Source organism: Methylobacterium sp. SyP6R, assembly GCF_019216885.1.
Classification (GTDB): domain Bacteria; phylum Pseudomonadota; class Alphaproteobacteria; order Rhizobiales; family Beijerinckiaceae; genus Methylobacterium.
In genome coordinates this window covers 3653820-3679949 of sequence record NZ_JAAQRC020000001.1, presented here as the reverse complement: position 1 = coordinate 3679949, position 26130 = coordinate 3653820, and the positions used below count along the sequence as shown (strand labels likewise).

General features: G+C 69.9%; 26 protein-coding genes. 19 read left to right on the top strand and 7 right to left on the bottom strand.

What is annotated here, in order from left to right; genetic code table 11:
* Positions 1-177 precede the first annotated feature (177 nt).
* The 6 genes from alaS (at position 178) to HBB12_RS17010 (ending at position 8501) form a co-directional block, all read left to right on the top strand.
* The gene (alaS, locus tag HBB12_RS17035; protein ID WP_236990435.1) at positions 178-2844 is read left to right on the top strand and encodes an alanine--tRNA ligase; all 2667 of its coding nucleotides are present in this window, start codon (positions 178-180) and stop codon (positions 2842-2844) included.
* A 458-nt stretch (positions 2845-3302) separates the two neighbouring features.
* Positions 3303-3857, top strand: a complete 555-nt coding sequence (gene rfbC / locus HBB12_RS17030) for a dTDP-4-dehydrorhamnose 3,5-epimerase (protein WP_236990434.1) — start codon at positions 3303-3305, stop codon at positions 3855-3857.
* 41 nt (positions 3858-3898) lie between these two features.
* Positions 3899-4951, top strand: coding sequence for a dTDP-glucose 4,6-dehydratase (rfbB, locus tag HBB12_RS17025; RefSeq protein ID WP_236990433.1), 1053 nt, complete (start codon positions 3899-3901; stop codon positions 4949-4951).
* 4 nt (positions 4952-4955) lie between these two features.
* A complete protein-coding gene (rfbD, locus tag HBB12_RS17020) occupies positions 4956-5858 on the top strand; it encodes a dTDP-4-dehydrorhamnose reductase (RefSeq protein ID WP_236990432.1) in 903 nt (300 codons plus the stop codon).
* 13 nt (positions 5859-5871) lie between these two features.
* On the top strand, positions 5872-6759 hold the full coding sequence (rfbA, locus tag HBB12_RS17015) for a glucose-1-phosphate thymidylyltransferase RfbA (protein WP_203153368.1): 888 nt from the start codon (positions 5872-5874) through the stop codon (positions 6757-6759).
* Positions 6760-6968: 209 nt separating this feature from the next.
* On the top strand, positions 6969-8501 hold the full coding sequence (locus HBB12_RS17010; RefSeq protein ID WP_236990431.1) for an acyl-CoA carboxylase subunit beta: 1533 nt from the start codon (positions 6969-6971) through the stop codon (positions 8499-8501).
* A 234-nt stretch (positions 8502-8735) separates the two neighbouring features.
* Here HBB12_RS17010 and mtaB read toward each other — a convergent pair whose 3' ends face one another.
* Both mtaB and dapF read right to left on the bottom strand, forming a co-directional pair.
* Positions 8736-9968 carry a tRNA (N(6)-L-threonylcarbamoyladenosine(37)-C(2))-methylthiotransferase MtaB gene (gene mtaB / locus HBB12_RS17005; RefSeq protein ID WP_236990430.1) on the bottom strand — a complete coding sequence of 411 codons (1233 nt, stop codon included), beginning with the start codon at positions 9966-9968 and terminating at the stop codon, positions 8736-8738.
* Positions 9965-10852, bottom strand: a complete 888-nt coding sequence (gene dapF / locus HBB12_RS17000; RefSeq protein ID WP_236990429.1) for a diaminopimelate epimerase — start codon at positions 10850-10852, stop codon at positions 9965-9967. The genes mtaB and dapF overlap by 4 nt, the downstream gene beginning before the upstream one ends.
* A 308-nt stretch (positions 10853-11160) precedes the next feature.
* Here dapF and HBB12_RS16995 point away from each other — a divergent pair, with 308 nt between their 5' ends.
* A complete protein-coding gene (locus HBB12_RS16995) occupies positions 11161-11934 on the top strand; it encodes a GyrI-like domain-containing protein (RefSeq protein WP_236990428.1) in 774 nt (257 codons plus the stop codon).
* Positions 11935-12225: 291 nt separating this feature from the next.
* Here HBB12_RS16995 and HBB12_RS16990 read toward each other — a convergent pair whose 3' ends face one another.
* Genes HBB12_RS16990 through HBB12_RS16980 form a run of 3 tightly spaced genes read right to left on the bottom strand, consistent with a single transcriptional unit; the run spans position 12226 to position 13789 of the window.
* Positions 12226-12840, bottom strand: coding sequence for a DsbE family thiol:disulfide interchange protein (locus HBB12_RS16990; RefSeq protein WP_236990427.1), 615 nt, complete (start codon positions 12838-12840; stop codon positions 12226-12228).
* A complete protein-coding gene (gene ccmD / locus HBB12_RS16985; protein WP_442919284.1) occupies positions 12837-13019 on the bottom strand; it encodes a heme exporter protein CcmD in 183 nt (60 codons plus the stop codon). Before ccmD ends, HBB12_RS16990 begins: the two co-directional genes overlap by 4 nt.
* A gap of 2 nt (positions 13020-13021) precedes the next feature.
* Complete coding sequence (locus HBB12_RS16980; protein ID WP_236992808.1) at positions 13022-13789, bottom strand: heme ABC transporter permease; 768 nt, start codon at positions 13787-13789, stop codon at positions 13022-13024.
* A gap of 135 nt (positions 13790-13924) precedes the next feature.
* Between HBB12_RS16980 and HBB12_RS16975 the strand changes: the two genes are divergently transcribed.
* The 3 genes from HBB12_RS16975 to HBB12_RS16965 are packed head-to-tail and all read left to right on the top strand — an operon-like array spanning position 13925 to position 14936.
* Entirely contained in the window at positions 13925-14098 is a 174-nt protein-coding gene (locus tag HBB12_RS16975) for a DUF1328 domain-containing protein (protein ID WP_048450062.1), read from the top strand.
* 50 nt (positions 14099-14148) lie between these two features.
* Positions 14149-14601, top strand: a complete 453-nt coding sequence (locus tag HBB12_RS16970; RefSeq protein WP_442919283.1) for a GNAT family N-acetyltransferase — start codon at positions 14149-14151, stop codon at positions 14599-14601.
* A 14-nt stretch (positions 14602-14615) separates the two neighbouring features.
* Positions 14616-14936, top strand: coding sequence for a BrnA antitoxin family protein (locus HBB12_RS16965; RefSeq protein ID WP_236990425.1), 321 nt, complete (start codon positions 14616-14618; stop codon positions 14934-14936).
* Positions 14937-14939: 3 nt separating this feature from the next.
* Here the strand turns inward: HBB12_RS16965 and ccmB are convergent, their stop codons facing one another.
* Together ccmB and ccmA are read right to left on the bottom strand one after the other, a co-directional pair.
* Positions 14940-15608, bottom strand: coding sequence for a heme exporter protein CcmB (gene ccmB / locus HBB12_RS16960; protein WP_236990424.1), 669 nt, complete (start codon positions 15606-15608; stop codon positions 14940-14942).
* Positions 15608-16255, bottom strand: coding sequence for a heme ABC exporter ATP-binding protein CcmA (gene ccmA, locus HBB12_RS16955; protein ID WP_236990423.1), 648 nt, complete (start codon positions 16253-16255; stop codon positions 15608-15610). The genes ccmB and ccmA overlap by 1 nt, the downstream gene beginning before the upstream one ends.
* A gap of 377 nt (positions 16256-16632) precedes the next feature.
* Here ccmA and acnA point away from each other — a divergent pair, with 377 nt between their 5' ends.
* The 9 genes from acnA to HBB12_RS16910 all read left to right on the top strand — a co-directional run bounded on the left by acnA (position 16633) and on the right by HBB12_RS16910 (position 26065).
* On the top strand, positions 16633-19332 hold the full coding sequence (gene acnA / locus HBB12_RS16950; protein ID WP_236990422.1) for an aconitate hydratase AcnA: 2700 nt from the start codon (positions 16633-16635) through the stop codon (positions 19330-19332).
* A gap of 145 nt (positions 19333-19477) precedes the next feature.
* Positions 19478-19783, top strand: a complete 306-nt coding sequence (locus HBB12_RS16945) for a hypothetical protein (RefSeq protein ID WP_236990421.1) — start codon at positions 19478-19480, stop codon at positions 19781-19783.
* Between the two features lie 286 nt (positions 19784-20069).
* Complete coding sequence (locus HBB12_RS16940; protein ID WP_236990420.1) at positions 20070-21272, top strand: glycosyltransferase; 1203 nt, start codon at positions 20070-20072, stop codon at positions 21270-21272.
* A 106-nt stretch (positions 21273-21378) separates the two neighbouring features.
* Positions 21379-22056: a metal ABC transporter permease gene (locus HBB12_RS16935; RefSeq protein ID WP_236990419.1), complete on the top strand. Its 678-nt coding sequence runs from the start codon at positions 21379-21381 to the stop codon at positions 22054-22056.
* 313 nt (positions 22057-22369) lie between these two features.
* Complete coding sequence (locus HBB12_RS16930; protein WP_236990418.1) at positions 22370-22582, top strand: NepR family anti-sigma factor; 213 nt, start codon at positions 22370-22372, stop codon at positions 22580-22582.
* Between the two features lie 171 nt (positions 22583-22753).
* On the top strand, positions 22754-23953 hold the full coding sequence (locus HBB12_RS16925) for an alpha/beta hydrolase family protein (protein ID WP_236990417.1): 1200 nt from the start codon (positions 22754-22756) through the stop codon (positions 23951-23953).
* A 253-nt stretch (positions 23954-24206) separates the two neighbouring features.
* The gene (locus HBB12_RS16920; RefSeq protein WP_236990416.1) at positions 24207-24812 is read left to right on the top strand and encodes a glutathione S-transferase family protein; all 606 of its coding nucleotides are present in this window, start codon (positions 24207-24209) and stop codon (positions 24810-24812) included.
* 153 nt (positions 24813-24965) lie between these two features.
* Positions 24966-25172, top strand: coding sequence for a hypothetical protein (locus HBB12_RS16915; protein ID WP_236990415.1), 207 nt, complete (start codon positions 24966-24968; stop codon positions 25170-25172).
* A 104-nt stretch (positions 25173-25276) separates the two neighbouring features.
* Positions 25277-26065 carry an SDR family NAD(P)-dependent oxidoreductase gene (locus HBB12_RS16910; protein WP_236990414.1) on the top strand — a complete coding sequence of 263 codons (789 nt, stop codon included), beginning with the start codon at positions 25277-25279 and terminating at the stop codon, positions 26063-26065.
* Positions 26066-26130: the final 65 nt, after the last annotated feature.

The window sequence follows — 26130 nt, the reverse complement described above, 5'->3', positions numbered from 1 at the left end:
GCGGCCGCGCGTCCCCGGGCTTCAGATACTTGCCCCGGCTCAGATAGCGGCGCGGGCCCGCCTCGACACGGGGGAAGCGCGTGACTAAAGACACGCGGATGCATCCGCGGGCCGCCCGCCGGTGCGCCCCGATATCCGCGCCCGCCCGGCCCGCCTTCCGCAGAGACGATTCTTCCCATGAGTGGCGTCAACGAGATCCGGTCCACCTTCCTGGACTACTTCGCCAAGCACGGCCACGAGGTGGTGCCGTCCTCGCCGCTGGTGCCGCGCAACGACCCGACGTTGATGTTCACCAACGCCGGCATGGTGCAGTTCAAGAACGTCTTCACCGGCGTCGAGAAGCGGCCCTACCAGCGCGCCGTCACGGCCCAGAAATGCGTGCGCGCCGGCGGCAAGCACAACGATCTCGACAATGTCGGGTACACCGCGCGCCACCACACCTTCTTCGAGATGCTGGGCAACTTCTCGTTCGGCGACTATTTCAAGCCGCTGGCGATCGAGCTCGCCTGGAATCTCGTCACCAAGGAATTCGGGCTTTCGCCCGAGAAGCTGCTTGTCACGGTCTACGCCGACGACGAGGATGCCGCCACCCTGTGGCGCAAGATCGCCGGCTTCTCCGACGACCGCATCATCCGCATCGGCACCTCCGACAATTTCTGGCAGATGGGCGATACCGGCCCCTGCGGCCCGTGCTCGGAGATCTTCATCGACCAGGGCCCGGAGCTGTGGGGCGGCCCGCCCGGCAGCCCGGAGGAGGACGGCGACCGGTTCCTCGAATTCTGGAACCTCGTGTTCATGCAGTACGAGCAGATCGAGCCGGGCAACCGGGTCGGCCTGCCGCGGCCCTCGATCGATACCGGCATGGGCCTCGAGCGCATGGCGGCGATCCTCCAGGGCGTCAAGAGCAACTACGACACCGACCTGTTCCGCAGCCTGATCGACGCCGTGGCGCATCAGGTCGGCCGGGCGCCCGAGGGCAAGCAGACGGCGTCCTACCGGGTGATCGCCGATCACCTGCGCGCCTCGTCCTTCCTCGTCGCCGACGGCGTCCTGCCGAGCAACGAGGGCCGCGGCTACGTGCTGCGCCGGATCATGCGCCGCGCCATGCGCCACGCCCAGCTCCTCGGCTCCCGCGACCCGATGATGTATCGGCTGGTCCCGACCCTGGTGCGCGAGATGGGCCAGGCCTATCCCGAGCTCGTCCGCGCCGAGAGCCTGATCGCAGAGACCCTGCGCCTGGAGGAAACCCGCTTCCGCCGCACCCTGGAGCGCGGCCTGTCGATCCTCGACGCCGAGACCCGCGACCTCTCGGAGGGCGGCAGCCTGTCGGGTGAGACCGCCTTCACCCTCTACGACACCTACGGCTTCCCCCTCGACCTGACCCAGGACGCGCTCAAGTCCCGCGGCATCACGGTCGACACGGACGGCTTCACGGCCGCGATGCAGCGCCAGCGCGCCGCCGCGCGGGCCGCCTGGTCGGGTTCGGGCGAGGCCGCCACCGAGACCCTGTGGTACGGCTTGCGCGAGCGCACCGGCGCCACCGAATTCCTCGGCTACGACACGGAAGAGGCCGAGGCGGTCGTCACCGCCTTGGTGCGCGGCGGGGCCGAGGTCGAGGCGATCCGGGCCGGCGAGGAAGGTCTGCTCGTCGTCACCCAGACGCCGTTCTACGGCGAATCCGGCGGCCAGGTCGGCGATACCGGCATCGTCACCGGCCAGGGCCTTCGGGTGCGCGTCACCGCGACCGAGAAGAAGCTCGGCGATCTCTTCGTCCACCACGTCGCCGTGGAGGAGGGGAGCCTGACCCTCGGCCAGCCGGTCGAGCTGAAGGTCGATCACGGGCGCCGCTCGGCGATCCGCGCCAACCATTCGGCCACCCACCTGCTGCACGAGGCCCTGCGCCAGGTGCTCGGCGACCACGTCGCCCAGAAGGGCTCGCTGGTCGCCCCCGAGCGCCTGCGCTTCGACATCAGCCATCCGAAGCCGATCGAGGCCGAGGAGCTGGCCCGGGTCGAGGAGATCGCCAACCGGGTGCTGCTCCAGAACGAGCCGGTGGTGACGAAGCTGATGGCGGTCGACGACGCCATCGCGTCGGGCGCCCGCGCGCTGTTCGGCGAGAAGTACGGCGAGGAGGTGCGGGTCGTCTCGATGGGCCGCGACACGGCCGCCGACGGCCGGGCCAAGACCTTCTCGGTGGAACTCTGCGGCGGCACCCATGTCGGGCGCACCGGCGATATCGGTCTCGTGACGGTGCTGGCCGAGAGCGCGGTCGGGGCCGGCGTGCGCCGGATCGAGGCGATGACGGGCGACGCCGCCCGCCGGCATCTGGCCGGCGAGAGCCGCCAGCTCGCGGCGATCGCCGCCCTGCTCAAGGCGCCGGTGGCCGAGGCGCCCGAGCGCCTGGCGAGCCTGCTCGACGAGCGCCGCCGGATGGAGCGGGAACTCTCCGATGCCCGCCGCAAGCTCGCGATGGGCGGGGGCGCGGCCGGCGGCAGCGACGACGGCGTGCGCGAGGTCGCCGGCACCAAGCTGATGGCCCGGGTCGTGCAGGGGGTCGAGATGCGCGACCTCAAGAGCCTCGCCGACGAGGGCAAGAAGCGGCTCGGCTCCGGAATCGTGGCGATCGTCGGGGTGGCGCCGGACGGCAAGGCCGGCCTGGTCGTCGGCGTGACCGAGGACCTGACCGGCCGGTTCGACGCCGTCGCCCTGGTACGGGCGGGTGCGGAGCGGCTCGGCGGCAAGGGCGGTGGCGGACGCCGCGACATGGCCCAGGCGGGCGGCCCCGACGGGGCGGCGGCCGAGGCCGCCCTGGAGGCGATCGCGGCGTCCCTCTCGGCCATGTGAGGCTGCACAAGCCGGCCGGGCCTGCGAGGCAGACCCGGCCGCGGCCGACGAGGTTTCGCGCCATCTCGCCTGAGCGTATAGGCCGACCTGTCGGGACATCGTCCCGAAGGTTTGCCCATCCGTCCAGAAATTCCGCGGCGTGCCGATCCACGCGGCCTTCCCGGTTGCGCGGGGCTGTACGCACGCCTGGAGCATCGTCCGATCGCGCTGCAATCAGACGATGCTCCAGGCCTTTGATTCTGCCGCATTTTCTGCGACGAACCGGTCTCCACTTCGTCGGAAAATGCTCTATTGCCCTTCGCCGTCTCCGGTCTGCGGCCGATCTTGCTCATCTCGCGCCTGCGAAGTAGAGGCTGCAGGCATGCGGCCTGCGGCAGGTCCGGGCGACGCCGTTGTGCCATGTTTGCCGGGCAAGAGCCCCGCATCGATCAGGCGCGCGTTATCGGAAGGTGGGCAGGATGCAGGTCATCGATCAGGCGATCCCGGCGGTGAAGCTGGTGATCCCGAAGCGGCACGGCGATGCCCGCGGCTGGTTCTCGGAGACCTACCGGGCCGACCTCCTGGCCGCCGGCGGCATCGAGGACCGCTTCATCCAGGACAACCAGTCCTTCTCGGCGCAGCAGGGCACCGTCCGCGGCCTGCATTTCCAGCGCCATCCCTTCGCCCAGGCCAAGCTGATCCGCGTCCTCTCCGGGGCGATCCTCGACGTTGCGGTCGACCTGCGCCGGGATTCGCCCACCTACGGCCGGCACGTCGCCGCCCGCCTCGACGCCGAGAACGGCCACCAGCTCTACGTGCCGATCGGCTTCGGCCACGGTTTCTGCACCCTCGAGCCGGACACGATGGTGGCCTACAAGGTCGCCGGCGGCGTCTACAGCCCCGAGCATGACGGCGCCGTGCTGTGGAACGATCCGGACCTCGGCATCGACTGGCCGGTGAGCGAGGCCGAGGCCCAGCTCTCGGCCAAGGACACGATCGCGCCCCGCTTCGCCGACCTGCCCCCGCTGTTCTGACGCCCTGACGGGCACCCACCTTTTCGGAGATCACCCACCCCATGCGCATCCTCGTCACGGGCGGCTGCGGCTTCATCGGCTCGGCCCTGGTCCTGCACCTCGTCCAGGAACTCGGCCACGAGGTCCTGACCCTCGACGCGCTCACCTACGCGGCGAACCCGATCTCGCTGATGCCGCTCAAGGGCGACAACCGGCACCGCTTCGCCGAGGCCGATATCTGCGATCACGAGAAGGTCGGTGCGCTCTTCTCCGAGTTCCGCCCCGAGGCGGTGATGCACCTCGCCGCCGAGAGCCACGTCGACCGCTCGATCACCGGGCCGGGTGCCTTCATCCGCACCAACGTCGTCGGCACCCAGGTGATGCTGGAGGCGGCCCGCGCCTACTACAACACCCTCGAGGGGCCTGAGCGCGACGCCTTCCGCTTCCTCCACGTCTCGACCGACGAGGTCTACGGCTCGCTACCCCCGGGCGGCTTCTTCACCGAGGACAGCCGCTACGACCCGCGCTCGCCCTACTCGGCCTCGAAGGCGGCCTCCGACCACCTGGCCCGGGCCTGGCACGAGACCTACGGCCTGCCGGTGCTGGTGACCAACTGCTCGAACAATTACGGCCCGCGGCACTTCCCCGAGAAGCTGATCCCGCTGATGATCCTCAACGCGCTGGAGGGCAAGAACCTCCCCGTCTACGGCGACGGCCAGAACGAGCGCGACTGGATCCACGTCGAGGACCATGCCCGCGGCCTCGTCGCCGTGCTGGAGAAGGGCCGGGTCGGCGAGACCTACCTGCTCGGCGGCCGCTCGGTGCGCAACAACCTCGACGTGGTCAAGACGCTCTGCGCGATCTTCGACCGTCTCCGTCCCGAGGCCGGCCCGCACGAGCGCCTCATCAAGTTCGTCACCGATCGCCCGGGCCACGACCGGCGCTACGCCATCGACCCGAGCAAGGCCGAGGCCGAGGTCGGCTACAAGCCGAGCCGCACGTTCGAGCAGGCGCTCGAGGACACCGTGCGCTGGTACCTCGACAACGAGTCGTGGTGGCGCCCGATCCGCGAGGGCCGCTATTCCGGCGAGCGCCTCGGCCTGAGCGCGGAGTAAGGCGATGGCGCGGCGGGAGATCTTGGTCCTCGGCGGCGGCGGGCAGGTCGGCACCGAGTTGCAGCGGCAATCCTTCGGGGAGGGCGTGGTGATTCACGCTCCGACCCGGGAGGCGCTGGACATCACCGACGAGGCCGCGGTCGCCCGCGCCGTTGCCGAGCGGCCTTACGCGGCGGTGATCAACACCGCCGCGTACACGGCGGTCGACAAGGCCGAGAGCGACGTGGCGGCGGCCTGGCGGCTCAACGCGCTGAGCGCTGCCTACCTGGCGGCGGAGACGGCGAAGGCCGGCATCCCGCTCATCCACGTCTCGACCGATTACGTCTTCGACGGGACCGGCACGGGGGCCTACGCCGCCGATGCGCCGGTGCACCCGGTCAGCGTCTACGGCGCCAGCAAGGCCGCCGGCGAGATGGCGGTGCGCACCGGCAACCCGCGCCACGCGGTGGTCCGCACGGCCTGGGTGGTGAGCCCGCACCGGGCGAACTTCGTCAAGACGATGCTGCGGCTCGCGGGTGAGCGCGACACGCTGACGGTGGTCGACGACCAGCGCGGCTGCCCGACCTCGGCCGGCGACCTCGCGGCGGCCCTCGTCGCGATCGCGCTCCGGCTCATCGAGGACGAGGCGGCGCCCGCCGGCACCTATCACTGCGTCAATGCCGGGGCGACGACCTGGTACGATTTCGCCAAGGCCATCATGGCGGGTGCGGCGGCGCGGGGTGCGCGTGCGGTGCCGGTCGAGCCGATCCCGAGCACGGCCTTCAAGACCCCGGTCACCCGGCCGGCCAATTCCGAACTCTCGACCGAGACGCTGACCGCCACGTTCGGCCTCGTGCCGCGCCCGTGGCAGGCGGCCCTCGACGACATCCTGGACCAGCTGATCGGTCCCGCTGCGAAACAAGCCTGAGGAGTTTTCGATCATGAAGGGCATCGTGCTCGCCGGCGGATCCGGCACGCGGCTGCACCCGGCGACGCTGGCGATCAACAAGCAGCTGCTGCCGGTCTACGACAAGCCGATGATCTACTATCCGGTCTCGGTGCTGATGCTGGCCGGCATCCGCGACATCCTGCTGATCTCGTCGCCGGAGCACATCGACAATTACAAGCGCCTGTTCGGCACCGGCGAGCAGTTCGGGATCAACATCTCCTACGCGCTGCAGCCGAAGCCGGAAGGGCTGGCCCAGGCCTTCATCATCGGCCGCGAATTCGTCGGCGACGATTCGGTCGCGCTGGTGCTCGGCGACAACCTGTTCTTCGGCGCCGGCATGCGCCAGCTCCTGGCCAAGGCCAAGGCGCGCGAGACCGGCGCCACGGTGTTCGCCTACCACGTCGACCAGCCCGAGGCCTACGGCGTCGTCACCCTCGACAAGCAGGGGCGCGCCACCAAGCTCGTCGAGAAGCCGAAGAACCCGGAATCGCCCTGGGCGGTGACCGGCCTCTACTTCTACGACAACCAGGTGCTCGACATCGCCGCCGCGGTGAAGCCCTCGCCCCGCGGCGAATTGGAGATCACCGACGTCAACCAGGCCTATCTCGATCGCGGCCAGCTCCACGTCGAGTGCATGTCGCGCGGCTATGCCTGGCTCGATACCGGGACCCACGACAACCTGCTGGAAGCCGGCGAGTTCGTCCGCGTCATCCAGCACCGCCAGGGCATGCAGGTCGCCTGCCTGGAGGAGATCGCCTATCTCCAGGGCTTCATCACCCGCGAGCAGGTGGTGGCCCGCGGCCAGCTCTTCGCCAAGACCAATTACGGCCAGAGCCTGCTGCGGCTCGCCCGTGAGGAGGAGCCGGGCCAGGGCCTCTGATCCCATCCACCCGCCGTCGCATTGAGGGCCGCGCCACCCCCGCGAAGGGAGGGCGCGGCCCTTTGCGTTCCGGGCCGGCGCGGACCCGCCGGGACCTGTGCCTCGCCCAAAAAGACCGAGTTTTCGCCCTGCCCCGGCGCATGCTAAGGCCGCATCACGGTCAAGCCTCCCGGCGGGTGCGCGACTCTTCTTCAGGAATGGGCGACAGCATGAAGGACATCCTCGAACGGCTCGACCAGCGGCGTGCGCAGGCCCGGGTCGGTGGCGGCGAGAGCCGGGTGGCGGCGCAGCACAAGCGCGGCAAGCTCACGGCGCGCGAGCGCATCGAACTCCTCCTCGACTCCGGGTCGTTCGAGGAATTCGACATGTTCGTGCAGCACCGCTCGATCGATTTCGGGATGGAGAAGCAGAAGATCCCGGGCGACGGGGTCATCACCGGCTGGGGCACCATCAACGGCCGCGCCGTCTTCGTGTTCTCGAAGGACTTCACGGTCTTCGGCGGGTCGCTCTCCGAGGCGCACGCCCAGAAGATCATCAAGGTCCAGGACATGGCGCTCAAGATGCGCGCGCCGATCATCGGCATCTTCGATGCCGGCGGCGCCCGCATCCAGGAGGGTGTGGCTGCGCTCGGCGGCTACGGCGAGGTGTTCAAGCGCAACGTCACCGCGTCCGGCGTGATCCCGCAGATTTCTGTGATCATGGGACCGTGCGCGGGCGGCGACGTCTACTCGCCGGCGATGACCGACTTCATCTTCATGGTGCGCGACACGAGCTACATGTTCGTGACCGGTCCCGACGTGGTGAAGACCGTGACCAACGAGGTGGTGACGGCGGAAGAGCTCGGCGGCGCCAAGGTCCACACCTCGAAGTCGTCGATCGCCGACGGTTCCTACGAGAACGACGTCGAGGCGCTGCTGCAGATCCGGCGCCTGATGGACTTCCTGCCGGCCAACAACCAGGCCGGCGTGCCGGAGCTGGAGAGCTTCGACGATCCCGCCCGCCTCGACCGCAGCCTCGACACGCTGATCCCCGACAACCCGAACAAGCCCTACGACATGGGCGAGCTGATCCGGCGGGTGGTCGACGAGGGGGACTTCTTCGAGATCCAGTCGGCGTATGCGCGCAACATCATCACGGGCTTTGCCCGGATCGAGGGCCGCACCGTCGGAATCGTCGCCAACCAACCGATGGTGCTGGCCGGCGTGCTCGACTCGGACGCCTCGCGCAAGGCCGCCCGCTTCGTGCGCTTCTGCGACGCCTTCTCGATCCCGATCGTCACCTTCGTCGACGTGCCGGGCTTCCTGCCGGGCACGGCACAGGAATATGGCGGGCTCATCAAGCACGGTGCCAAGCTGCTCTTCGCCTTCAGCCAGGCGACGGTGCCGCTCGTCACCGTCATCACCCGCAAGGCCTTCGGCGGCGCCTACGACGTGATGGCCTCCAAGCATGTCGGCGGCGACGTGAACTACGCCTGGCCGACCGCCCAGATCGCCGTGATGGGCGCCAAGGGCGCGGTCGAGATCATCTTCCGCCAGGATCTCGGCGATCCGGAGAAGATCGCGGCCCGCACGGCCGAATACGAGGAGCGCTTCATGTCGCCCTTCGTCGCCGCCGAGCGCGGCTACATCGACGAGGTGATCATGCCCCACTCGACGCGCCGCCGCGTCGCCCGGGCGCTCGCCATGCTGCGCACCAAGGAGAGCGAGCAGCCCTGGAAAAAGCACGACAACATTCCGTTGTGATACGGAATCCGGAAGATGACTTCCGGATTCCGTATCACTCACACCTAGAGCACTTCACGATCGCGTTGCCATCGCGAAGCTCTCTAGGTTTTTGATTTTGCCGCATTTTCTGCGACGACCCGGCATCCACTTCGTCGGGGAATGCTCTAATCACTTCCGTGACGGCCGTAGCCCCGCGGGGAGAGGAGAGAACCCGCGCTTTTACGTTCTGGACTTGCCTTGCCGCCGCCGGGATCAGGCCGTGTGGAGCATCCGCCCGTCATGACCGGCAATTGACAGGTCGACGAGCGCTCCCGCCTCCATCCCCTCCGGCAGCCGCACCGGCAAGAATCCTTCCGTCCGCCCGATGCCGCCGCGCTCGGCCAGGATCCGTCGGGTCTCGCCGACCTCGCGGTCGAGGCGGCGGGCGAAGGCGGTGGCGCCGGCCTCGCGCAGGCGGGCGGCGCGCTCGCGGATCTCGGCGGGCGCGACCTGAGGCATCCGTGCCGCCGGCGTGCCGGGGCGGGCCGAGTAGGGAAAGACGTGGAGCTGGGCGAGGCCGCATTCCTCGACGAGAGCGAGGGAGCGAGCGAACTGCGCCTCGGTCTCGGTCGGAAAACCCGCGATCAGATCGGCGCCGAACACCGCGTCGGGGCGCAAAGCGCGGATCTCGGCGCAGAACCGGATCGCATCGTCCCGTCCGTGGCGGCGCTTCATGCGCTTAAGGATCAGGTCGTCGCCGGCCTGGAGCGAGAGGTGGAGATGCGGCATCAGCCGCGCTTCCTCGCCGAAGGCCGCCACCAGCTCCGGATCGGCCTCGACGGAATCGATCGAGGACAGGCGGAGCCGATCGAGCTCCGGCACCTCGCGCAGGATCGCCCGCACCAGGGCGCCGAGGGTGAACTCGCCGAGGTCGCGGCCGTAGGCCGTCAGGTCGACGCCGGTCAGCACGACCTCGCGGGTGCCGGCCTCCACCAGGGAGCGGACCTGAGCCACGACACTCGCCGCCGGCACCGAGCGCGAATTACCGCGGCCGAACGGGATGACGCAGAAGGTGCAGCGGTGGTCGCAGCCGTTCTGCACCGGCAGGAAGGCGCGGGTGCGCGCCCGCATCGGCGTCGCGTCGGGGAGCGGATCGGGCCTCTGCGCCATCACGTCGTCGATCCGCACCCGCTCGGGCGAGGGATCGGTCCAGATGCCTGCGTCGAGCTTGCGGCGGTTGCCGAGGATCTCGGCCACTTCCGGCATGGCGGCATAGGCCTCGGTCTCGACCTGCGCGCCGCAGCCGGTCACCACCACCCGCGCCGCCGGATTCGCCCGAATCGCGGCACGGATCGCCTTGCGGGCCTGCCGGCCGGCTTCGACCGTGACCGCGCAGGTATTGACGAGGAGGAGGCCGCTGCGGCCCGCGGCTTCCGCCTGCCGGCGCATCGCCTCCGATTCGGCGGCGTTGAGGCGGCAGCCGAAGCTCAGGACCTCCACGCTCACGAGGCCGCCCCGAACAAAGCGGGGGCGAAGGTGCCTTCGTGCTCCAGTTCGGTCGGGCCGGTCATGCGGACGTGGTCGTCCTCGCCCCAAGCGATGCGTAAGGAGCCACCCGGCAGGGTCACGGTGGCCTCGCGATCGGTCAGGCGCAGGCGCGCGGCCGCGACGAGAGAGGCGCAGGCGGCGGTGCCGCAGGCGCGCGTGAGGCCGGCGCCGCGCTCCCAGACCCGCAGGCGGATGTGGCCGCGGTCGATCACCTGCGCCAGCGAGATGTTGGCCCGGTCCGGGAAGATCGGGTGGCATTCGAGCAGCGGGCCGATCCGGGCGAGGTCGTAGCTGTCGGGATCGCGCTCGACGAAGAACACCGCGTGCGGGTTGCCCATGCTGACCGCGCCCGGCGAGTGCAGCACCGGATCGTCGATCGGCCCGATCTGCAATTCGATGCGGCGGGTATCCGGGAACGGCTCGGCGAGCGGGATCTCGTCCCACTTCAGGCGCGGCGCCCCCATGTCGACGGTGAAGTCCGCCGGGGACACGCGCACCACCTCGAGAAGGCCGGGGCGGGTTTCGAGCATCAGGTTCTCGCCGAGCGTCGGGCGGGCCATGAGGGAATCGTCCAGCATCGCCCAGGCGACGCAGCGGGTGCCGTTGCCGCAGGCGCCGGCCTCCGAGCCGTCGGTGTTGTAGATGCGCACATAGGCGTCGGTGCCCGGGGTCACGGGGTCGTGCAGCACCATCATCTGGTCGAAGCGCGAGGCCGGATCGGCCGCGATGGCGCGGGCCTCCTCCGGCTGCACCCGCACGTCGCTCCCGCGCAGGTCCAGCACCACGATCTCGTTGCCGAGCCCGTTCATCTTCAGGAAGCGGCGATGGGCGAGGGGGGACACGGGCAGGAGACTCCGGAAAACGGCACCGCTCAGATGGGGAGCCGGGAGGGTATGGACCAGAACCGGTGCACAGGCGAGCCGACACCGGCCCGCTGGCGAGCCGACACCGGCCCGCTGGCGAGCCGACACCGGCCCGCTGGCGAGCCGACACCGGCCCGCTGGCGAGCCGACACCGGCTCGCTGGCGAGCCGGCAGGAGACCCGCCTCCTCACGCATCCGCGATTGGCCCGCAACGGCTTTGCGCTTGACGCGTTCGATCCGTCCGGCGATGCCGGCCCACGCTTGAAGCCCGGAAGGCTGCGCCCGTGATGAAGACCCGTCTCCCGACGATCGCGATCGGCCTCGCGGCCTCCCTGGCCTGCGGGGCCTCGGTACTGGCTCAAGCGCCGGCCCCAGCGCCCGCTCCTGCGCCGGCTCCCTCGCCCGCCGCGCCCCCGGCCTCCACGCCGTCGCCGGCGCAATCGACGCCGCTGCCGACCACCACGGCGCCGGGCCCCGGCCCCGGGACCAACCAGGCACCGACCCCGCCCGCGCCCGAGAAGGCGCTGCCGCCCGCGACCCCGGTGCCGCCGACGGCGGGACGCGCGCCGCTCGTCGCCAATCCGGGCGATCCGTCCGACGTGGACGAGGTGACGCTGCCGGCCAAGCCCGCCGCGATCCTGTCCGGCACCGGGAAATGGGACCAGGCGGTCTCGAGCCTCAAGGACGCGATCGCCAAGGTCGAGGCGGCCCTGGCCGCGGCCGGCATCAAGGCGACCGGCAAGCCGCTCTCGGTCTTCACACGCACCGACGACGACGGCTTCCAGTACGAGGTGATGGTGCCGGTGGAAGCCGCCCCGAACCCGCGTCCCGCCGGCCTGCCCGACGACCTGCGCTTCGGCTCGACCCCGAGCGGCAAGGCCCTGCGCTTCACCCACAAGGGGCCCTACGAGGGGATCGACCAGACCTACGAGACGGTGACGGCCTATCTCGATGCCAAGGGCATCCTGGTCCAGGACGCTTTCGTCGAGGAATACCTGACCCCGCTCACCAGTCCTTCCGACGACGCGCTGGAGGTCAATATCTACGCACTGCCGAAGTGATCGGCCTGCGAGGGGCTGCTTATTGCCCCGACCGTGTTCACACCCTCCTCGTCATTCCGGGGCCGCGAAAGCGGAACCCGGAATCCAGACACTCAGGTCGTCGAGGAACGAGCGATCAGCATTCCGCTCGATTCTCTTCCATCCGCGGTTCTGGATTCCGGGCTCCGCTACGCGGCCCCGGAATGACGGGGAGGCTTTCAACAAGCTTCATGCAAACCGCATGAAAATCCGAGGAGCCGCAGCGTCCTGGGTTTTCCTGCACGGGCTCGGCTCAAGGGCGCGAGCGCGCTCCTACTTCATCGCCCTCACCCGCGCCAGGAACGCGTCGTAGTTCTCCGGCGTGATGATCCCGACCAGCTTCTCGCGGATCCGCCCGTCCGGCCCGATCACGAAGGTCTCCGGCACGCCGTAGACCCCGAGATCGATGCCGACCCGGCCGGCCTCGTCGGCGCCGACGGCCCGGAACGGATTGCCGTGGCGGCCGAGGTAGCGGCGGCCGTTCTCGGGCTGGTCCTTGTAGTCGATGCCGACGAGGTTCACGCCGTCGCGGGCGAGGCGGACCAGCATCGGGTGCTCGATCTGGCAGGGCGCGCACCACGACGACCAGACGTTCAGCACCGTCACCTTGCCCTTGAGATCGGCGGCGGTCAGGCCCGGCACCGCGGCGCCGTCCCGGGTCAGCCCCGCGACCGGCGGCAGGGTGAAGTCCGGAACCTGGCGGCCGATCAGGGCCGAGGGCACGGCCGAAGGGTCGTAACCGGTGGTGAGCAGCTTGCCGAGGAAGATGCCGGCGAGCGCGGCGAAGGCCAGGAGCGGCAGCAGGAACAGCAGCCGGGAGCGCCGCGGCGCCTCCTCGGCCTCCTCGATCGCGCCCTCTTGGACCGGCTGCACGGGGGCGTCGCTCACCGGCGGCTCCCCTGTGCGTCGTGCCTCTGCGGCTCCTGTGCGAGCCGGGCGAGCGCCCGCTCCTGCGCCCGCCGGTCGAGGATCGCGTGGGCGACGAGGCCGGCCACCACCAGGGCGGTGAAGCCGTAGGCACCGAGGATGAAGGCGGCGTGCGGTCCGAGGTCCATGCCGAGGTTCATGGTCAGGCCGCCTGCGGTGCCATCAGTGCGGCATCGAGCCGCTCGGCTTCGAGGATGGTGAGCGTGCGCACGCGGCGGCGCAGGATCTCGGTGCGCATCGCCTGGAGGTGGAGCGCGATGCCGAGCGCCGAGGCGGCGGCGATCATCACCAGCAGGGGATAGAGCATCGAGGCGTAGATGGTCGGCCCGCCCATCCGCAGGATCGAGGCCGGCTGGTGCAGGGTCGACCACCAGCTCACCGAGAACTTGATGATCGGCAGGTTGATGGCGCCGACGAGCGTCAGGATCGCGACCGCCCGCGCGGCCCGGTTCGGGTCCTCGATCGTGCGCCACAGGGCGAGAAGCCCGCAATAGATCAGGAACAGCACCAGCATCGAGGTCAGGCGCGCATCCCAGACCCAGTAGGTGCCCCACATCGGCTTGCCCCAGAGCGAGCCGGTGACGAGGCAGATCAGCGTGAAGGCCGCGCCGATCGGCGCCGCGGCACGCTGCGCCACGTCGGCGAGCGGATGGCGCCAGATCAGGGTGCCGAGCGCCGAGACCGCCATGGCGCCGTAGAAGAACACCGCCATCCAGGCCGCAGGGACGTGGATGTACATGATCCGCACCGTCTCGCCCTGCTGGTAGTCGGGCGGGGCCACGAACCAGGTCAGGTACTGGCCGACGGCCAGCAGCACGATCGCGAGGCCGGCGACCCAGGGCAGGAGAGCCCGAGACCAGCGCATGAAGTGGCCGGGCTGCGCCAGCCGGGTGAGGAGACCCATCGCCATGGCGCCGGTGTAGCGCGCGGGCGCCCGCTCGGGCAATGCGGACGAACGGCGCAGAGGGCTGTGAGGACCCCGGAACGAAGCGTGGCGGTGGCGGTTACCCACGCGACTTTTTTCGGCGACCGGAGTGCTCCCGCCATGTTGAAATGGGCGATCATCTTCTTCGTGATCTCGCTGGTGGCCGGTGCGCTCGGCTTCACCAACGTGGCGTCGGGCGCCCGCGGCATCGCGCGGCTGCTGTTCGGGCTGTTCCTGGTGATCGCCGTGGTGATCGTGATCGCGGCGGTGCTGCTGGGGCAGGCGGTGTTCTAGACAACCGGCGGCGCTCCCCCGGTGCGCGGCGCCGGGGGAGGATGGCAGTGGTGTACGACATACGTCCGGCGACGGTGGACGATGCGGCGCAAATCAGCCGTGTCGTCCTCGCGGCGTTGCACGAGAGCAATGCGCGCGATTACGGCCCGGAGACGATCGCCCGGGTCGCCAGGAGCTTCACGCCGGACGGAATCGCCGCGACGCTCGCGATGCGGCAGGTCTTCGTGGCCGTGGATGCGGCCCGCATCGCCGGCACGGCGAGTCGCGACGGCGCCGTCGTGCGCTCCGTCTTCGTTGTGCCCGACGCGCAGGGGCGCGGCATCGGCCGGGCCTTGATGGCCGAGATCGACCGGGCGGCCGTAGCCGCGGGCGTCGCGACGCTGACCCTGCAATCGTCCCTGACCGCTACGGGCTGCTATGGCCGACTCGGGTTCCGGGTGGTGCGGGAGCACCACCACGGCGAGGAGCGGACGATCGTCATGGAGAAGCGCTCCGCGATCTGAGAGGAGAGCCGGTGATGAACGCTCCGAACCGCGCCGCTGGTTATGTTCCGAATCCGCAGTATTCCCAGGAAGACTGGGACGAAGTGTCCGACAATCCGCCGCTGACGGACGAGGAGTTGGCTCGCGCCCGCCTGGGAACCGGGAGCATGCCCGCCGAGGTGGCCGCGGCCTTCACGAGCCGCGCCGGCCGTCTGAAAGCGGGTGCGAAGCGTGTGCCGATCTCGCTGCGGATCGATCCGGACGTTCTGGAGACCTTCAAGGCGACGGGTCCCGGCTGGCAGACGCGCATGCACGATGCTCTGGCCGAGGCGGCCCGGAAGCTGAAGGCCGCCTGAGCCCTACTCCCCCCACCGCAACGCCGCCGCCGCCGCCAGCGTCCCGACCACCCCGGCGACGAGGCTCAACGCCCCCAGGATCGCCAGCGGCGTCGCGAACGGCACGGTCCCAGCCAGCGCCGCATCCGCCGCCGAGACGCCGAAGATCAGGGTCGGCACCATCAGGGGCAGCACCACCACGGCGAGGATCAGGCCGCCGCGGCGGATCGAGGCGGTGAGGGCCGCGCCGACGGCGCCGATGAAGGTCAGCGCCGGGGTGCCGACCAGCAGCGTCAGGCTGGTCGCCGCCATGCCGGTGGGACTCAAGGCGACCAACAGCCCGAACAAGGGCGTGGCGAGCGCCAGCGGCAGGCCGGTGGTGAGCCAGTGCGCCGTGACCTTGGCCAGCACCAGCAACTCCAAGGGCGCAGGCGCGCCGGTGAGGAGGTCGAGGGAGCCGTCCTCCTCGTCGGCCTGGAACAGCCGGTCGAGGCCGATCAGCGTCGCCAGCACCGCGGCGATCCACAGGATGCCGGGGCCGATCCGGACGAGCAGGTTCAGGTCGGGCCCGAGGCCGAACGGCACCAGGGCGACGATCATCAGGAAGAACACCAGGGACAGGGCCCCCGAGCCGCCGATGCGGCCGGCGAGCCGCAGGTCGCGGGCGACCACCGCCAGGAAGGCGCGACCCATCAGAACGCCTCCGCGAAAGGATCGGCGGCGATGTCGGCGCGCCCGGTGCGGAAGGCTTCCACGGACAGGTCCCGGGCGTTGTCCAGACCGAGCGCCTGGTGGGTGGCGGCGATGACGAGGCCGCCCTGCGCCAGGTGCGCGCGCATCAGCCCGGCGAGCGCGGCTTGCGAGGCGACGTCGAGGGCGGCGGTGGGTTCGTCGAGGAGCCAGAGCGGCCGGCGGCAGACGAGGAGCCGGGCGAGCGCCACCCGCCGCCTCTGGCCGGCCGAGAGGTAGCCCACCGGCAGCCCCGCGGCATGGGCGAGGCCGAGCCGGGCGAGCGCATCGCGAGGCCTGAGATCGGCGTCGCCCAGAAGGGCGCGGGCGAAGGCGAGGTTCTCCTCGGCGGTGAGTGCGCCTTTGAGCCCGTCGCGGTGGCCGACGACGTGGAGGCATTCGGGAATCGTGCGCTCCCCGACCTCCTCGGCCCTGAGCCGTCCGGCCTCGGGCCGCAGCCGCCCGGCGAGGATGGCGAGCAGCGACGATTTGCCGGCCCCGTTGCGGCCGGTGACGGTCAGCGCCTCGCCGGCCCCCAGGGTGAAGGAGAGCCCGGCAAAGATGCGGCGGCCGGAGCGCCGGCAGGCGAGGTCCTCGGCGATGAGGCGCAAGGGCAGGGGGCTCCAGCGAGGGGGTGAAGCGGGGAGGGCGGTTTCCGCGTTTACGCGATGCCTGCCCCGGCGAGAATGACCGATTGCGCGGCCGACAGACCCGTAGCGGCCAGTTTCGAAGTGTTCTATACGCATCCCCGGCTGCGCCGCGCGACCTTCAGAGGCGTCCAAACCGTCCTTCGCGCATCCCAGTCCGGGCACCCCCGGGGCGGCGCGCGCACCGTTCGATTCTCGGCCGGCAAGGCGAGGGCGGGCGGCAGACGGGCGCGTTCCTTGCGTCGAGCAGGACCGACCCCGCAGCGCATCCGGCCGAACACTTACGTGTGGCGCAGGCCCTGCCTGTGCCGTGTTCGACAACCCCTCGCGAGGACCACGCCGTGGCATCCATCGACAGCTTCAAGGCCCGCCAGACCCTCCAGGCCGGGCAGAAGACCTACACGATCTACGCGATCCCCCAGGCCGAGAAGAACGGCCTGCCGGATGCGAGCCGCCTGCCCTTCTCGATGAAGGTGCTGCTCGAGAACCTGCTGCGCTACGAGGACGACCGCTCGGTCAAGAAGGCCGACATCGAGGCCGTGGTCGGCTGGCTCGAGAACCGCGGCAAGACCGAGGTCGAGATCGCCTTCCGCCCCGCTCGCGTGCTGATGCAGGACTTCACCGGCGTGCCGGCGGTGGTCGATCTGGCGGCGATGCGCGACGCCATGGTGGCGCTCGGCGGCGACCCGCAGAAGATCAACCCGCTCGTCCCGGTCGATCTCGTCATCGACCACTCGGTCATCGTCGACGAGTTCGGCACCCCGAAGGCGCTGGCCGACAACGTCGCGCTCGAATACGAGCGCAACGGCGAGCGCTACACCTTCCTGAAGTGGGGCCAGTCGGCCTTCGACAACTTCTCGGTCGTGCCCCCGGGCACCGGCATCTGCCACCAGGTCAACCTCGAATACCTGTCGCAGACGGTGTGGACCAAGCCCTTCGAGGGCCATGAGGTCGCCTACCCGGATTCGCTCGTCGGCACCGATTCGCACACCACGATGGTCAACGGCCTCGCGGTGCTGGGCTGGGGCGTCGGCGGCATCGAGGCCGAGGCCGCGATGCTCGGCCAGCCGCTGTCGATGCTGATCCCCGAAGTCGTCGGCTTCAAGCTGTCGGGCAAGCTGCCCGAGGGTACCACCGCCACCGACCTCGTGCTCACCGTCACCCAGATGCTGCGCAAGAAGGGCGTGGTCGGCAAGTTCGTGGAGTTCTACGGCCCCGGCCTCGACGACATGTCGGTCGCCGACCGCGCCACGATCTCCAACATGGCGCCGGAATACGGCGCGACCTGCGGCTTCTTCCCGGTCGACCAGAAGACCATCGACTTCCTGAAGGTCACCGGCCGCGCCGACGACCGTATCGCGCTGGTCGAGGCCTATGCCAAGGCGCAAGGGATGTGGCGCGACGCGACCACCCCGGACCCGGTCTTCACCGACACGCTCGCCCTCGACATGGGCGACGTGAAGCCCTCGCTCGCCGGCCCGAAGCGTCCCCAGGACCGGGTGCTGCTCGACGGCGCCAAGCCCGGCTTCGCCCAGTCGATGGAGACCGAGTTCAAGAAGGCGTCCGACATCGCCAAGCGCTATCCGGTCGAGGGCGCGAACTTCGACATCGGCCATGGCGACGTGGTGATCGCCGCGATCACCTCCTGCACCAACACCTCGAACCCGAGCGTGATGATCGGTGCGGGGCTCCTCGCCCGCAACGCGGTGGCCAAGGGCCTGCGCTCCAAGCCGTGGGTGAAGACCTCGCTCGCCCCCGGCTCGCAGGTCGTCGCCGAGTACCTGGAGAAGGCCGGCCTGCAATCGAGCCTCGACGCGCTCGGCTTCAACCTCGTCGGCTTCGGCTGCACCACCTGCATCGGCAATTCGGGCCCGCTGCCGGCGGCGATCTCGAAGTCGATCAACGACAACGACGTCGTGGCCGCCGCGGTGCTCTCGGGCAACCGCAACTTCGAGGGCCGGGTGAACCCCGACGTGCGGGCGAACTACCTCGCCTCGCCGCCGCTCGTCGTCGCCTACGCGCTCGCCGGCTCGATGCAGATCGACATCACGACCGAGCCCCTCGGCACCGGCTCGGACGGCAAGCCGGTCTACCTGAAGGACATCTGGCCCTCGACGGCCGAGGTCCAGGAGTTCATCGAGGCCAACATCACCTCGACCCTGTTCAAGTCGCGCTACGCCGACGTGTTCGGCGGTGACCAGAACTGGAAGAATGTCGAGGTCACCGAGGCCGAGACCTTCGCGTGGAACGGCGGCTCGACCTACGTCCAGAACCCACCCTACTTCGTCGGCATGGAGAAGACCCCCAAGCCCGTGGAGGACGTGGTCAATGCCCGCATCCTCGGCCTGTTCCTCGACTCGATCACCACCGACCACATCTCGCCGGCCGGCAACATCCGGGCGGCGTCTCCGGCGGGTCACTACCTGCAGGAGCATCAGGTCCGGGTGCAGGACTTCAACCAGTACGGCACCCGCCGCGGCAACCACGAAGTCATGATGCGGGGCACCTTCGCCAACATCCGCATCAAGAACCAGATGGTGCGCGACGAGTCCGGCACCGTGGTCGAGGGCGGCTACACCCTGTACCAGCCGTCGGGCGAGCGGATGTTCATCTACGACGCCGCGATGCGCTACGAGCAGGAGGGCACCCCGCTGGTGGTGTTCGCCGGCAAGGAATACGGCACCGGCTCCTCGCGCGACTGGGCGGCGAAGGGCACCAAGCTGCTCGGCGTCCGCGCCGTGATCGCCGAGAGCTTCGAGCGCATCCACCGCTCGAACCTCGTCGGCATGGGCGTGGTGCCGCTGGTGTTCCAGGGCGACACCTCCTGGGCTTCGCTCGGCCTCAAGGGCGACGAGACCGTGACGATCGAGGGCCTGGCCGGCGAGCTGAAGCCGCGCCAGACGCTCACCGCCAAGATCACCTCGGCCGACGGCTCGGTGAAGGAGGTCCCGCTGACCTGCCGCATCGATACGCTCGACGAGCTCGAGTACTTCCGCAACGGCGGCATCCTGCCTTACGTCCTGCGCCAACTCGCGGCGTAAGGATTGGTCCTCTCCCCTCGGATGACAGCCGGAGGGAGAGCTTTTGAACACCCGGGAGCCCGTGACAGGCTCCCCGGGCACCGCCACGACGACGGGGGCCTTTCCGACGGGAAGGGCCCCCTTCCTGTTCTCGGGAGAGCCTGCGATGAGCCCGGACGACAAGATCAACGGCCTGACGACGCTCTCGGCCCGCCATGGCGAGATGATCGCCCGGCTCTCCGAGGCGCAATCCGACGTCGCCGCCAAGCAGGTGGCGTTGCAGATGGCGGTGCGCTTCGTCGCCGGCATCCTGCGGGGGATCGATTCCGACCATTACCGCCACCAGCTCGGCGGCTTCCTCGCCATGCTGGAGGACGCGCTGACCCGCGAGGACCCGGATTCCGACCTCGCCCGGCGGGTGCTCGACACCGTCAAGGCGACGCTGGAGCCTGAGGAGGCGGAGGAGGAGTAGGGGGTCCGCTGCCGTTGGGCGCAGGACACGACGCAGCAGGCTGCCTGGATGCGGGGGCGACGGGCGCGACGCCGAGCCCTCCACCGCAGAGGGGGAGGATTCTTGCGCGGCGGCCGCCGCTCCCATCCGGTGACGTACAAGTACCGAGCCGGTCCCGGAAGATCAGCATGGAAATCCGGCGATCCGTGCATCACACTCGGATTGAGCAGGCCTGCGCCCGGCTTGGATCGTGCTACCTGCGCCCGCAGACATCGGATCCTATCCTGTACCCTTCGCGAGGCCTGTCGTGAGTCTTCCGGAAATCGTCGTCATCGGCCGCAGCGAATTCGAGATCAAAAGTCCCGGGCCCGATATCGACGTCGAAACGCGGCAATTGAACTGCTCGTTCTATCCGGACGACCATGATCTCGAACGCATCCTCATCGCGAAAAGGCCGCATGTGATCGCGACCTTCGGCGAGGAGGCGAAATTCCAGAATCTGATGCACGCCCCCTACGAGGTGCGCAAGCGCTGGATCAATTTCGCGGGCCCTGTCGATGCCGACGAGGTCGGGCGGCAGATCTTCTACTGTTTCCTGGACAACGCGACGACGTTTCGCCGCTCACGCCCGCTGGTGAGCGTCTTCACGCCGGCCTATCGGTCGGGCCACCGGATCCTGCGCCCGTTCCATTCGCTGCGGTCCCAGACCTACGTCGATTGGGAGTGGATCATCGTCGACGACTCGGACGATGACGGCGCGACGTTCTCCGAACTGAACGCCCTGGCGGCACAGGACCACCGGATTCGCGTCTATCGCCCGCACCGCCCCTCGGGCCGCATCGGAGACGTGAAGCAGACGGCCTGCCGGCTCGCCGGCGGCGACATCCTCCTCGAACTCGACCACGACGACGAATTGACCTCGTTCGGCCTGGATGCGGTCGTGGGGGCGTTTCTCCAGCATCCCGAAGCCGGTTTTCTCTACACGGACTGGGCGGAGGTCTTCGAGGACGGGCGCAACGCGACCTACGGCCCGGATTGGGCCTTCTTCTACGGGCGGGACCGGGTCGAAAACTACAACGGCCGGGATTACATCGTCCACGAGGCGCCGAGGATCAATGCCAAGACGATCCGGCACATCGTCTCGGCCCCGAACCACATCAGGGCCTGGCGCAAGGATTTCTATCACAGCATCGGCGGGCACAATCCGGATCTGGCCGCGGCCGACGATTACGAGCTATGCGTGAGAACCTTTCTCCATACCCGCATGATCCTGCTGCGGAAATTCTGCTACATCCAATATTATAACGAAGCGGGAAATACGCAGAGGCTGCGCAACAGGGATATCCAGAGGCTCACCCGCACCGTCAGCGAGAAATACGACGCGCGAATCCATCAGCGCTTCGTCGATCTCGGGGTGTACGACTTTACCTGGGATGCCGGCCGCAACGCCACCGATTGGTCGCGCGCCAACCCGGTCATCGAGCCGCATTGCAGCCTGGTCGTCGGATAGGTCCGGGCCCTGGTTCACGTCTGCGCGAGACGAATGTCCGGCGCGGCGGGGCGAACCATAACGGGCGGGGCTCGGACCCTCGAGCCCTGGTTTTCGGAGTGTCACCATGCCCTTTCTCAGGACGATCGCGGCCGCCGGCCTGATGCTGGCCGCAGGCGGTTCCCTCGGCGCCGCCCTCGCCGCGCCGCAGGTCGAGCGCCTGCGCGGCACGATCGAGCGCGTCGAGGCGGACGCGGTCACCATCCGCACCCGTACGGGCACGGTCGAGACCGTCCGCCTCGGCTCCGGCACGCGGGTGGGGCAGCTGGCGCCCGCGAGTCTCGACCAGGTCAAGGACGGCAGCTTCATCGGCACCGCCGCCAAGCCCGGCGAAAAGCCCGGCGACCCGCCGGTCGCCCTCGAAGTGCTGATCTTCCCCGAGGCGATGCGCGGCGCCGGGGAGGGGCATTATCCCTGGGATCGGCTGCCCGACGGCGCCGGCCCGGTCGAGACGAGCATGACCAACGGCACGGTCAAGACGCCCGAGGTCGAGACCAGCATGACCAACGGCACGGTGGCGGGCGGCTCCGTGATCGGCAACGGCCGCACCCTCACGGTGTCGTACAAGGGCCAGAGCCTCGCGGTCGCCGTGCCGCCGGGCACGCCGGTCGTGATGCTGGAGCCGGCCGACCGGGCGGTGCTGGTGCCGGGCGCCAAGGTCTTCGCCTCGGCAGTCCGTGACGGGGATAAGCTCGAAGCGCGCAGCATCTCGGTCGGCAAGGACGGGCTGACGCCGCCGATGTAGGGCGGCGTCCGGACGGCCATCGTCATGGTTGATGAGGCTTAAACGACGCGGCCTGCGACGAAATCCGTCGCGGCCGCGTGCTCCCGCGCACGGGATCGCGTTCGGCCGGGCGGGTTGCTCGAAAATCGCGCGCAACTGCCCTCTCGGAAGCGCGTTGTTCATGGCGAGCCGACCTTCCGCCGCCCCGGATCGACCGCGAGCCATCGACCACAAGTCATCGACCGACCATCATCACCGCTCGTGTGCCGATTCTCGTCCCCGACCTCGCCCTTGTCCTCGCTGGAGCCGGGAACCCCGTTCCCGTCATCGTGCCATGAAGTTGATCCCGAGCAATCACGCTGCGATCTACGGACAGTCGCACTCGACTGCGTCGTCCCTGGCCGATGCGCTGCTGCTCGCCAAGCTCGGGCAGGACTTGCGGGCGATGTATACCGATGTCACCGACGAGCCGGTACCGCGGGAACTCGACACCCTGATCGGCCGGCTTCACACGGTGCTTGGGAACGAGCCGGGGGACGGCAACTAGAACTTGCCGCGAAACGACCCGGAACCCCGCTTCTGCTCTCCGAATCGCGAGCGTGACTGTACCGCGGAAGCGACAAGCCTCAGAACGGTCGGCCTCGCGCGCGATCACGCCTTGAGTGCGGGCGCGAAACAGTGTGGGGTGCGCCTCCCGAGCCGCCAGCCCCCCAGCCTCATGCCTCCGCTCTCCCGCCTCCACCTCGTCCTTCCGCTCGCCCTCGCCCTCGCGGTCGTCAGTGGCGCGTCCGGTGTGAGCGCCGCCACGCCGCCCGCCCAGCCGAAGGAGGGGCCGGGAGGCCAGGCCTACCTCGCCGCGAGCGTGGTGAAGCGGGTGCTCGGCCGGGCCGGCGCGGTGACCTTCGCTTATTACGGCAACGGCCCGGCCCAGGCCGAGGGGCGGCCGGTGGCGGTGCTGCTGCATGCCTGGGGGGCGGTGAACCCGCAGGCCTACGGGGCCTGGATCGAGCACCTGGCACGCTCCGGCTACCTCGTGCTGTTCCCGCGCTTCCAGGAGGTGGGCCGCACCCGGCCGGTCGATGCGGGCGGCAATGCGGCGACCCTGGTCAAGGAGGCGCTCGCCGAGCTCGCCGGCGACCAGGAGGCGAAGCCCGACACGAGCCGCGTGGCGCTGATCGGCCACCTCGCCGGCGTGCCGCTGGCGGCCAACCTCGCGGCCCGCGCCAAGGCGAACGGCCTGCCGGTGCCGCGGCTGATCTTCGGCGCCGTGCCGGGCGGCATCGCCCGGGACGACAAGGCCCGCGGCATCGCCCTCCACGACCTCAACGACATCGACCCCGCGACGCTGATCGTCACGGTGATCGGCGATCGGGACGCCCGCGCCGCCGACATCGCCGCAAGGCGCGTGATGCGGGAGGCCACCGCCGTGCCGACCGACCACAAGCTGATGGTCCGCGCACTCTCCGACGATCACGGCTTCCCGGCTCTCTCCGCCACCCTGGCGGCTCCCGCCGGCGGCAACCCGGCCTACGATGTGGCGCAGCTGAAGCTGCCGACCGCCGACCCGAAGCAGAAGCCGGCTCCATTCAAGTGGTCGGCCGACATGACGCTCACCGGCGAGCAGACCGTGCTCGTCGGGCAGATCAACGCCGCCGGCACCGACAGCCTCGACTACCTCGCCTTCTGGAAGACCTTCGACATGGCGGCGGCCGCCGCGTTCTCGGGCCAGAATGCCACCAGCCTGAAGAGCAACCCGCGCTTCATCGACATGGAGCGCTGGAGCGACGGCTGGCCGGTGCGCCGCCTCAGCGTCGAGACCCCGCGCCCGCCGGCGCCCCCGAAGCCCGCGGCGCCGGGCGCCGCGCCGGCCGTCGCGAAGCCTGCCGCGAAGCCGACGGCGTCCGGGCGGGGGCAGTGAGCAGGTACCATGGATCGGTGACGACGGCCTGTGATGCGAGCTGCACCCTCGTCCCATCCAGAACCGCATCCTGAGATGTTGGCGATCGCAGATCGCACGCGATCGAAGATCGACCAACCTCGAAAGGAGGGCTCCGGATGCGGCTGCGATCCCTGGCGCCCTCCTTCGAGGCTCGGCGATCCTCGAATCGCCCGTACCTCAGGGTGAGGTCGCGGAATGGATGATCGGTAACCAAAACAACAGGAGGAACCCCATGAAGCTCTTCTACGCCAAGACGTCTCCCTTCGTCCGCAAGGTGCTGGTCGTCGCCCACGAGCTCGGGCTGTTCGACAAGCTCGAACTGCTGCCGGCGGCCGCCCACCCGATCAACCGCGACGCGACCATCCGGGCACAGAACCCCCTCGCGCAGGTGCCGACCCTGCTCCTCGACGACGGCACGGCGCTCGCCGACAGCCGGGTGATCTGCGAGTACCTCGACCATCTGGGTTCGGGCGGGTTCTTCCCGGCGCCCGGCCCGGCGCGCTGGATGGCGCTCGCCGCCCAATCGACCGGCGACGGCCTGCTCGATGCGGCGCTGCTCTGCGTCTACGAGACCCGGGTGCGCCAGGAGACCGAGCGGTCGCCGGCCTGGGTTGCCGGGCAGCGTGAAAAGATCGTCGACGCGCTGGCGCGGATCGAGGCGGCGGCGCCCGGCTTCGGCGAGCGGGTCGACATCGCCACCATCACGTATGGCTGCTGCCTCGGCTATCTCGACCTCCGCCTGCCCGATCTCGGCTGGCGCGAGCGCGCCCCCGCGGCGGCGGAATGGTACGCGCGCGTCAGCGAGCGCCCGTCGATGCAGGCGACGCGGCCGGAGTGAGGACGGCGCGCGACGAGACACCGGCGGTCTGGCGCGGCTCTTGCTGAGCCTTCCGGGCAGACAGGCTTCGGGCAAGCTTGCCCGGGTCTGATGGTCGCGCCGCCGGCCCGCGGGACCCGGCGGTCGCATCCTCGCCCGCGGGGGATCTCGCTCATGAACGACTTCGTCGCGCTCCTGCTTGCCGCCCTGACCTTCTGTCTCGGCTACTGGGCGGCCGGATGGGCCGTGCGCTTCGCCGTGCGGCTCGATCTCGGCCACGCCCATCTGGGCGAGGGGAGCACGGCCCAGCTCTGCCTCGCGCTGGCGGTCGCCGTCGCGGCCTGGCGCCTCGCCAGGGGGCCTGCGCCCGTCCGGGCTTAGAACTCGCCCATCCATGCGGGCGGCTTCTGGCCGCCCTGCTCTGCCGCCCGTTGCGCGGGACGGGCCTTTTTCGCGACTCTCCGTCGAGGGACGGAGGTCGGGCCATGTCGACACGCCTGCTGCACAAGATCGCGATCGTGTTCGGGGCGGGCTCCGCCGGCACCGGCTGGGGCAACGGCAAGGCGGTGGCGGTCGCCTTCGCCCGGGAGGGCGCCCGGGTGATCTGCGTCGACCGCGGGCTCGCCGCCGCCGAGGAGACGGCCCAGATCATCGCCGAGGAGGGCAACGAGGCCGAGGCCTTGTGCGCCGACGTTACCGATTACGACGCGGTGGCGCGGGCGGTGGCCGCCGGCGAGACGCGGTTCGGCCGCATCGACATCCTGCACAACAATGTCGGTCTGCCGGAGGCCGGCGGCCCGGAGGACCTCGACGAGGAGACCTGGCGCCGGGCGATCGAGGTCAATGTCGGCGGGGTCTGGCGCACCTGCAAGGCGGTGCTGCCGGGCATGCGGGCCCGCCGGTCGGGGGCGGTGGTCAACATCTCGTCGGTCGCCTCCCGGCGCTGGACCGGAACGCCGGCCTTCGCCTACGCGGCCGCCAAGGCGGCGGTGAACCAGGCGACCGTGTCGGTGGCGATGCAATATGCCCGCGACGGCATCCGCGCCAACGCGATCTTGCCGGGCCTCCTCGACACGACGCTCGCCGACGAATGCCGGGGCGCCGGCACCCCGGAATCCGGCCGCGACCGCCGGGTGCCGCTCGGCCGCCTCGGCGAGGCCTGGGACATCGCCCATGCGGCGGTCTTCCTCGCCTCCGACGAGGCCCGCTTCATCACCGGCGTGTGCCTGCCGGTGGATGGCGGGCAGAGCTGCAGCATGGCGGCCCTCGCCTGACGGATTCCCACGGGGACCTGACCTTCGGAAACAATGTGGCCGAAGCGTTACAGCCGGGGCCGAAG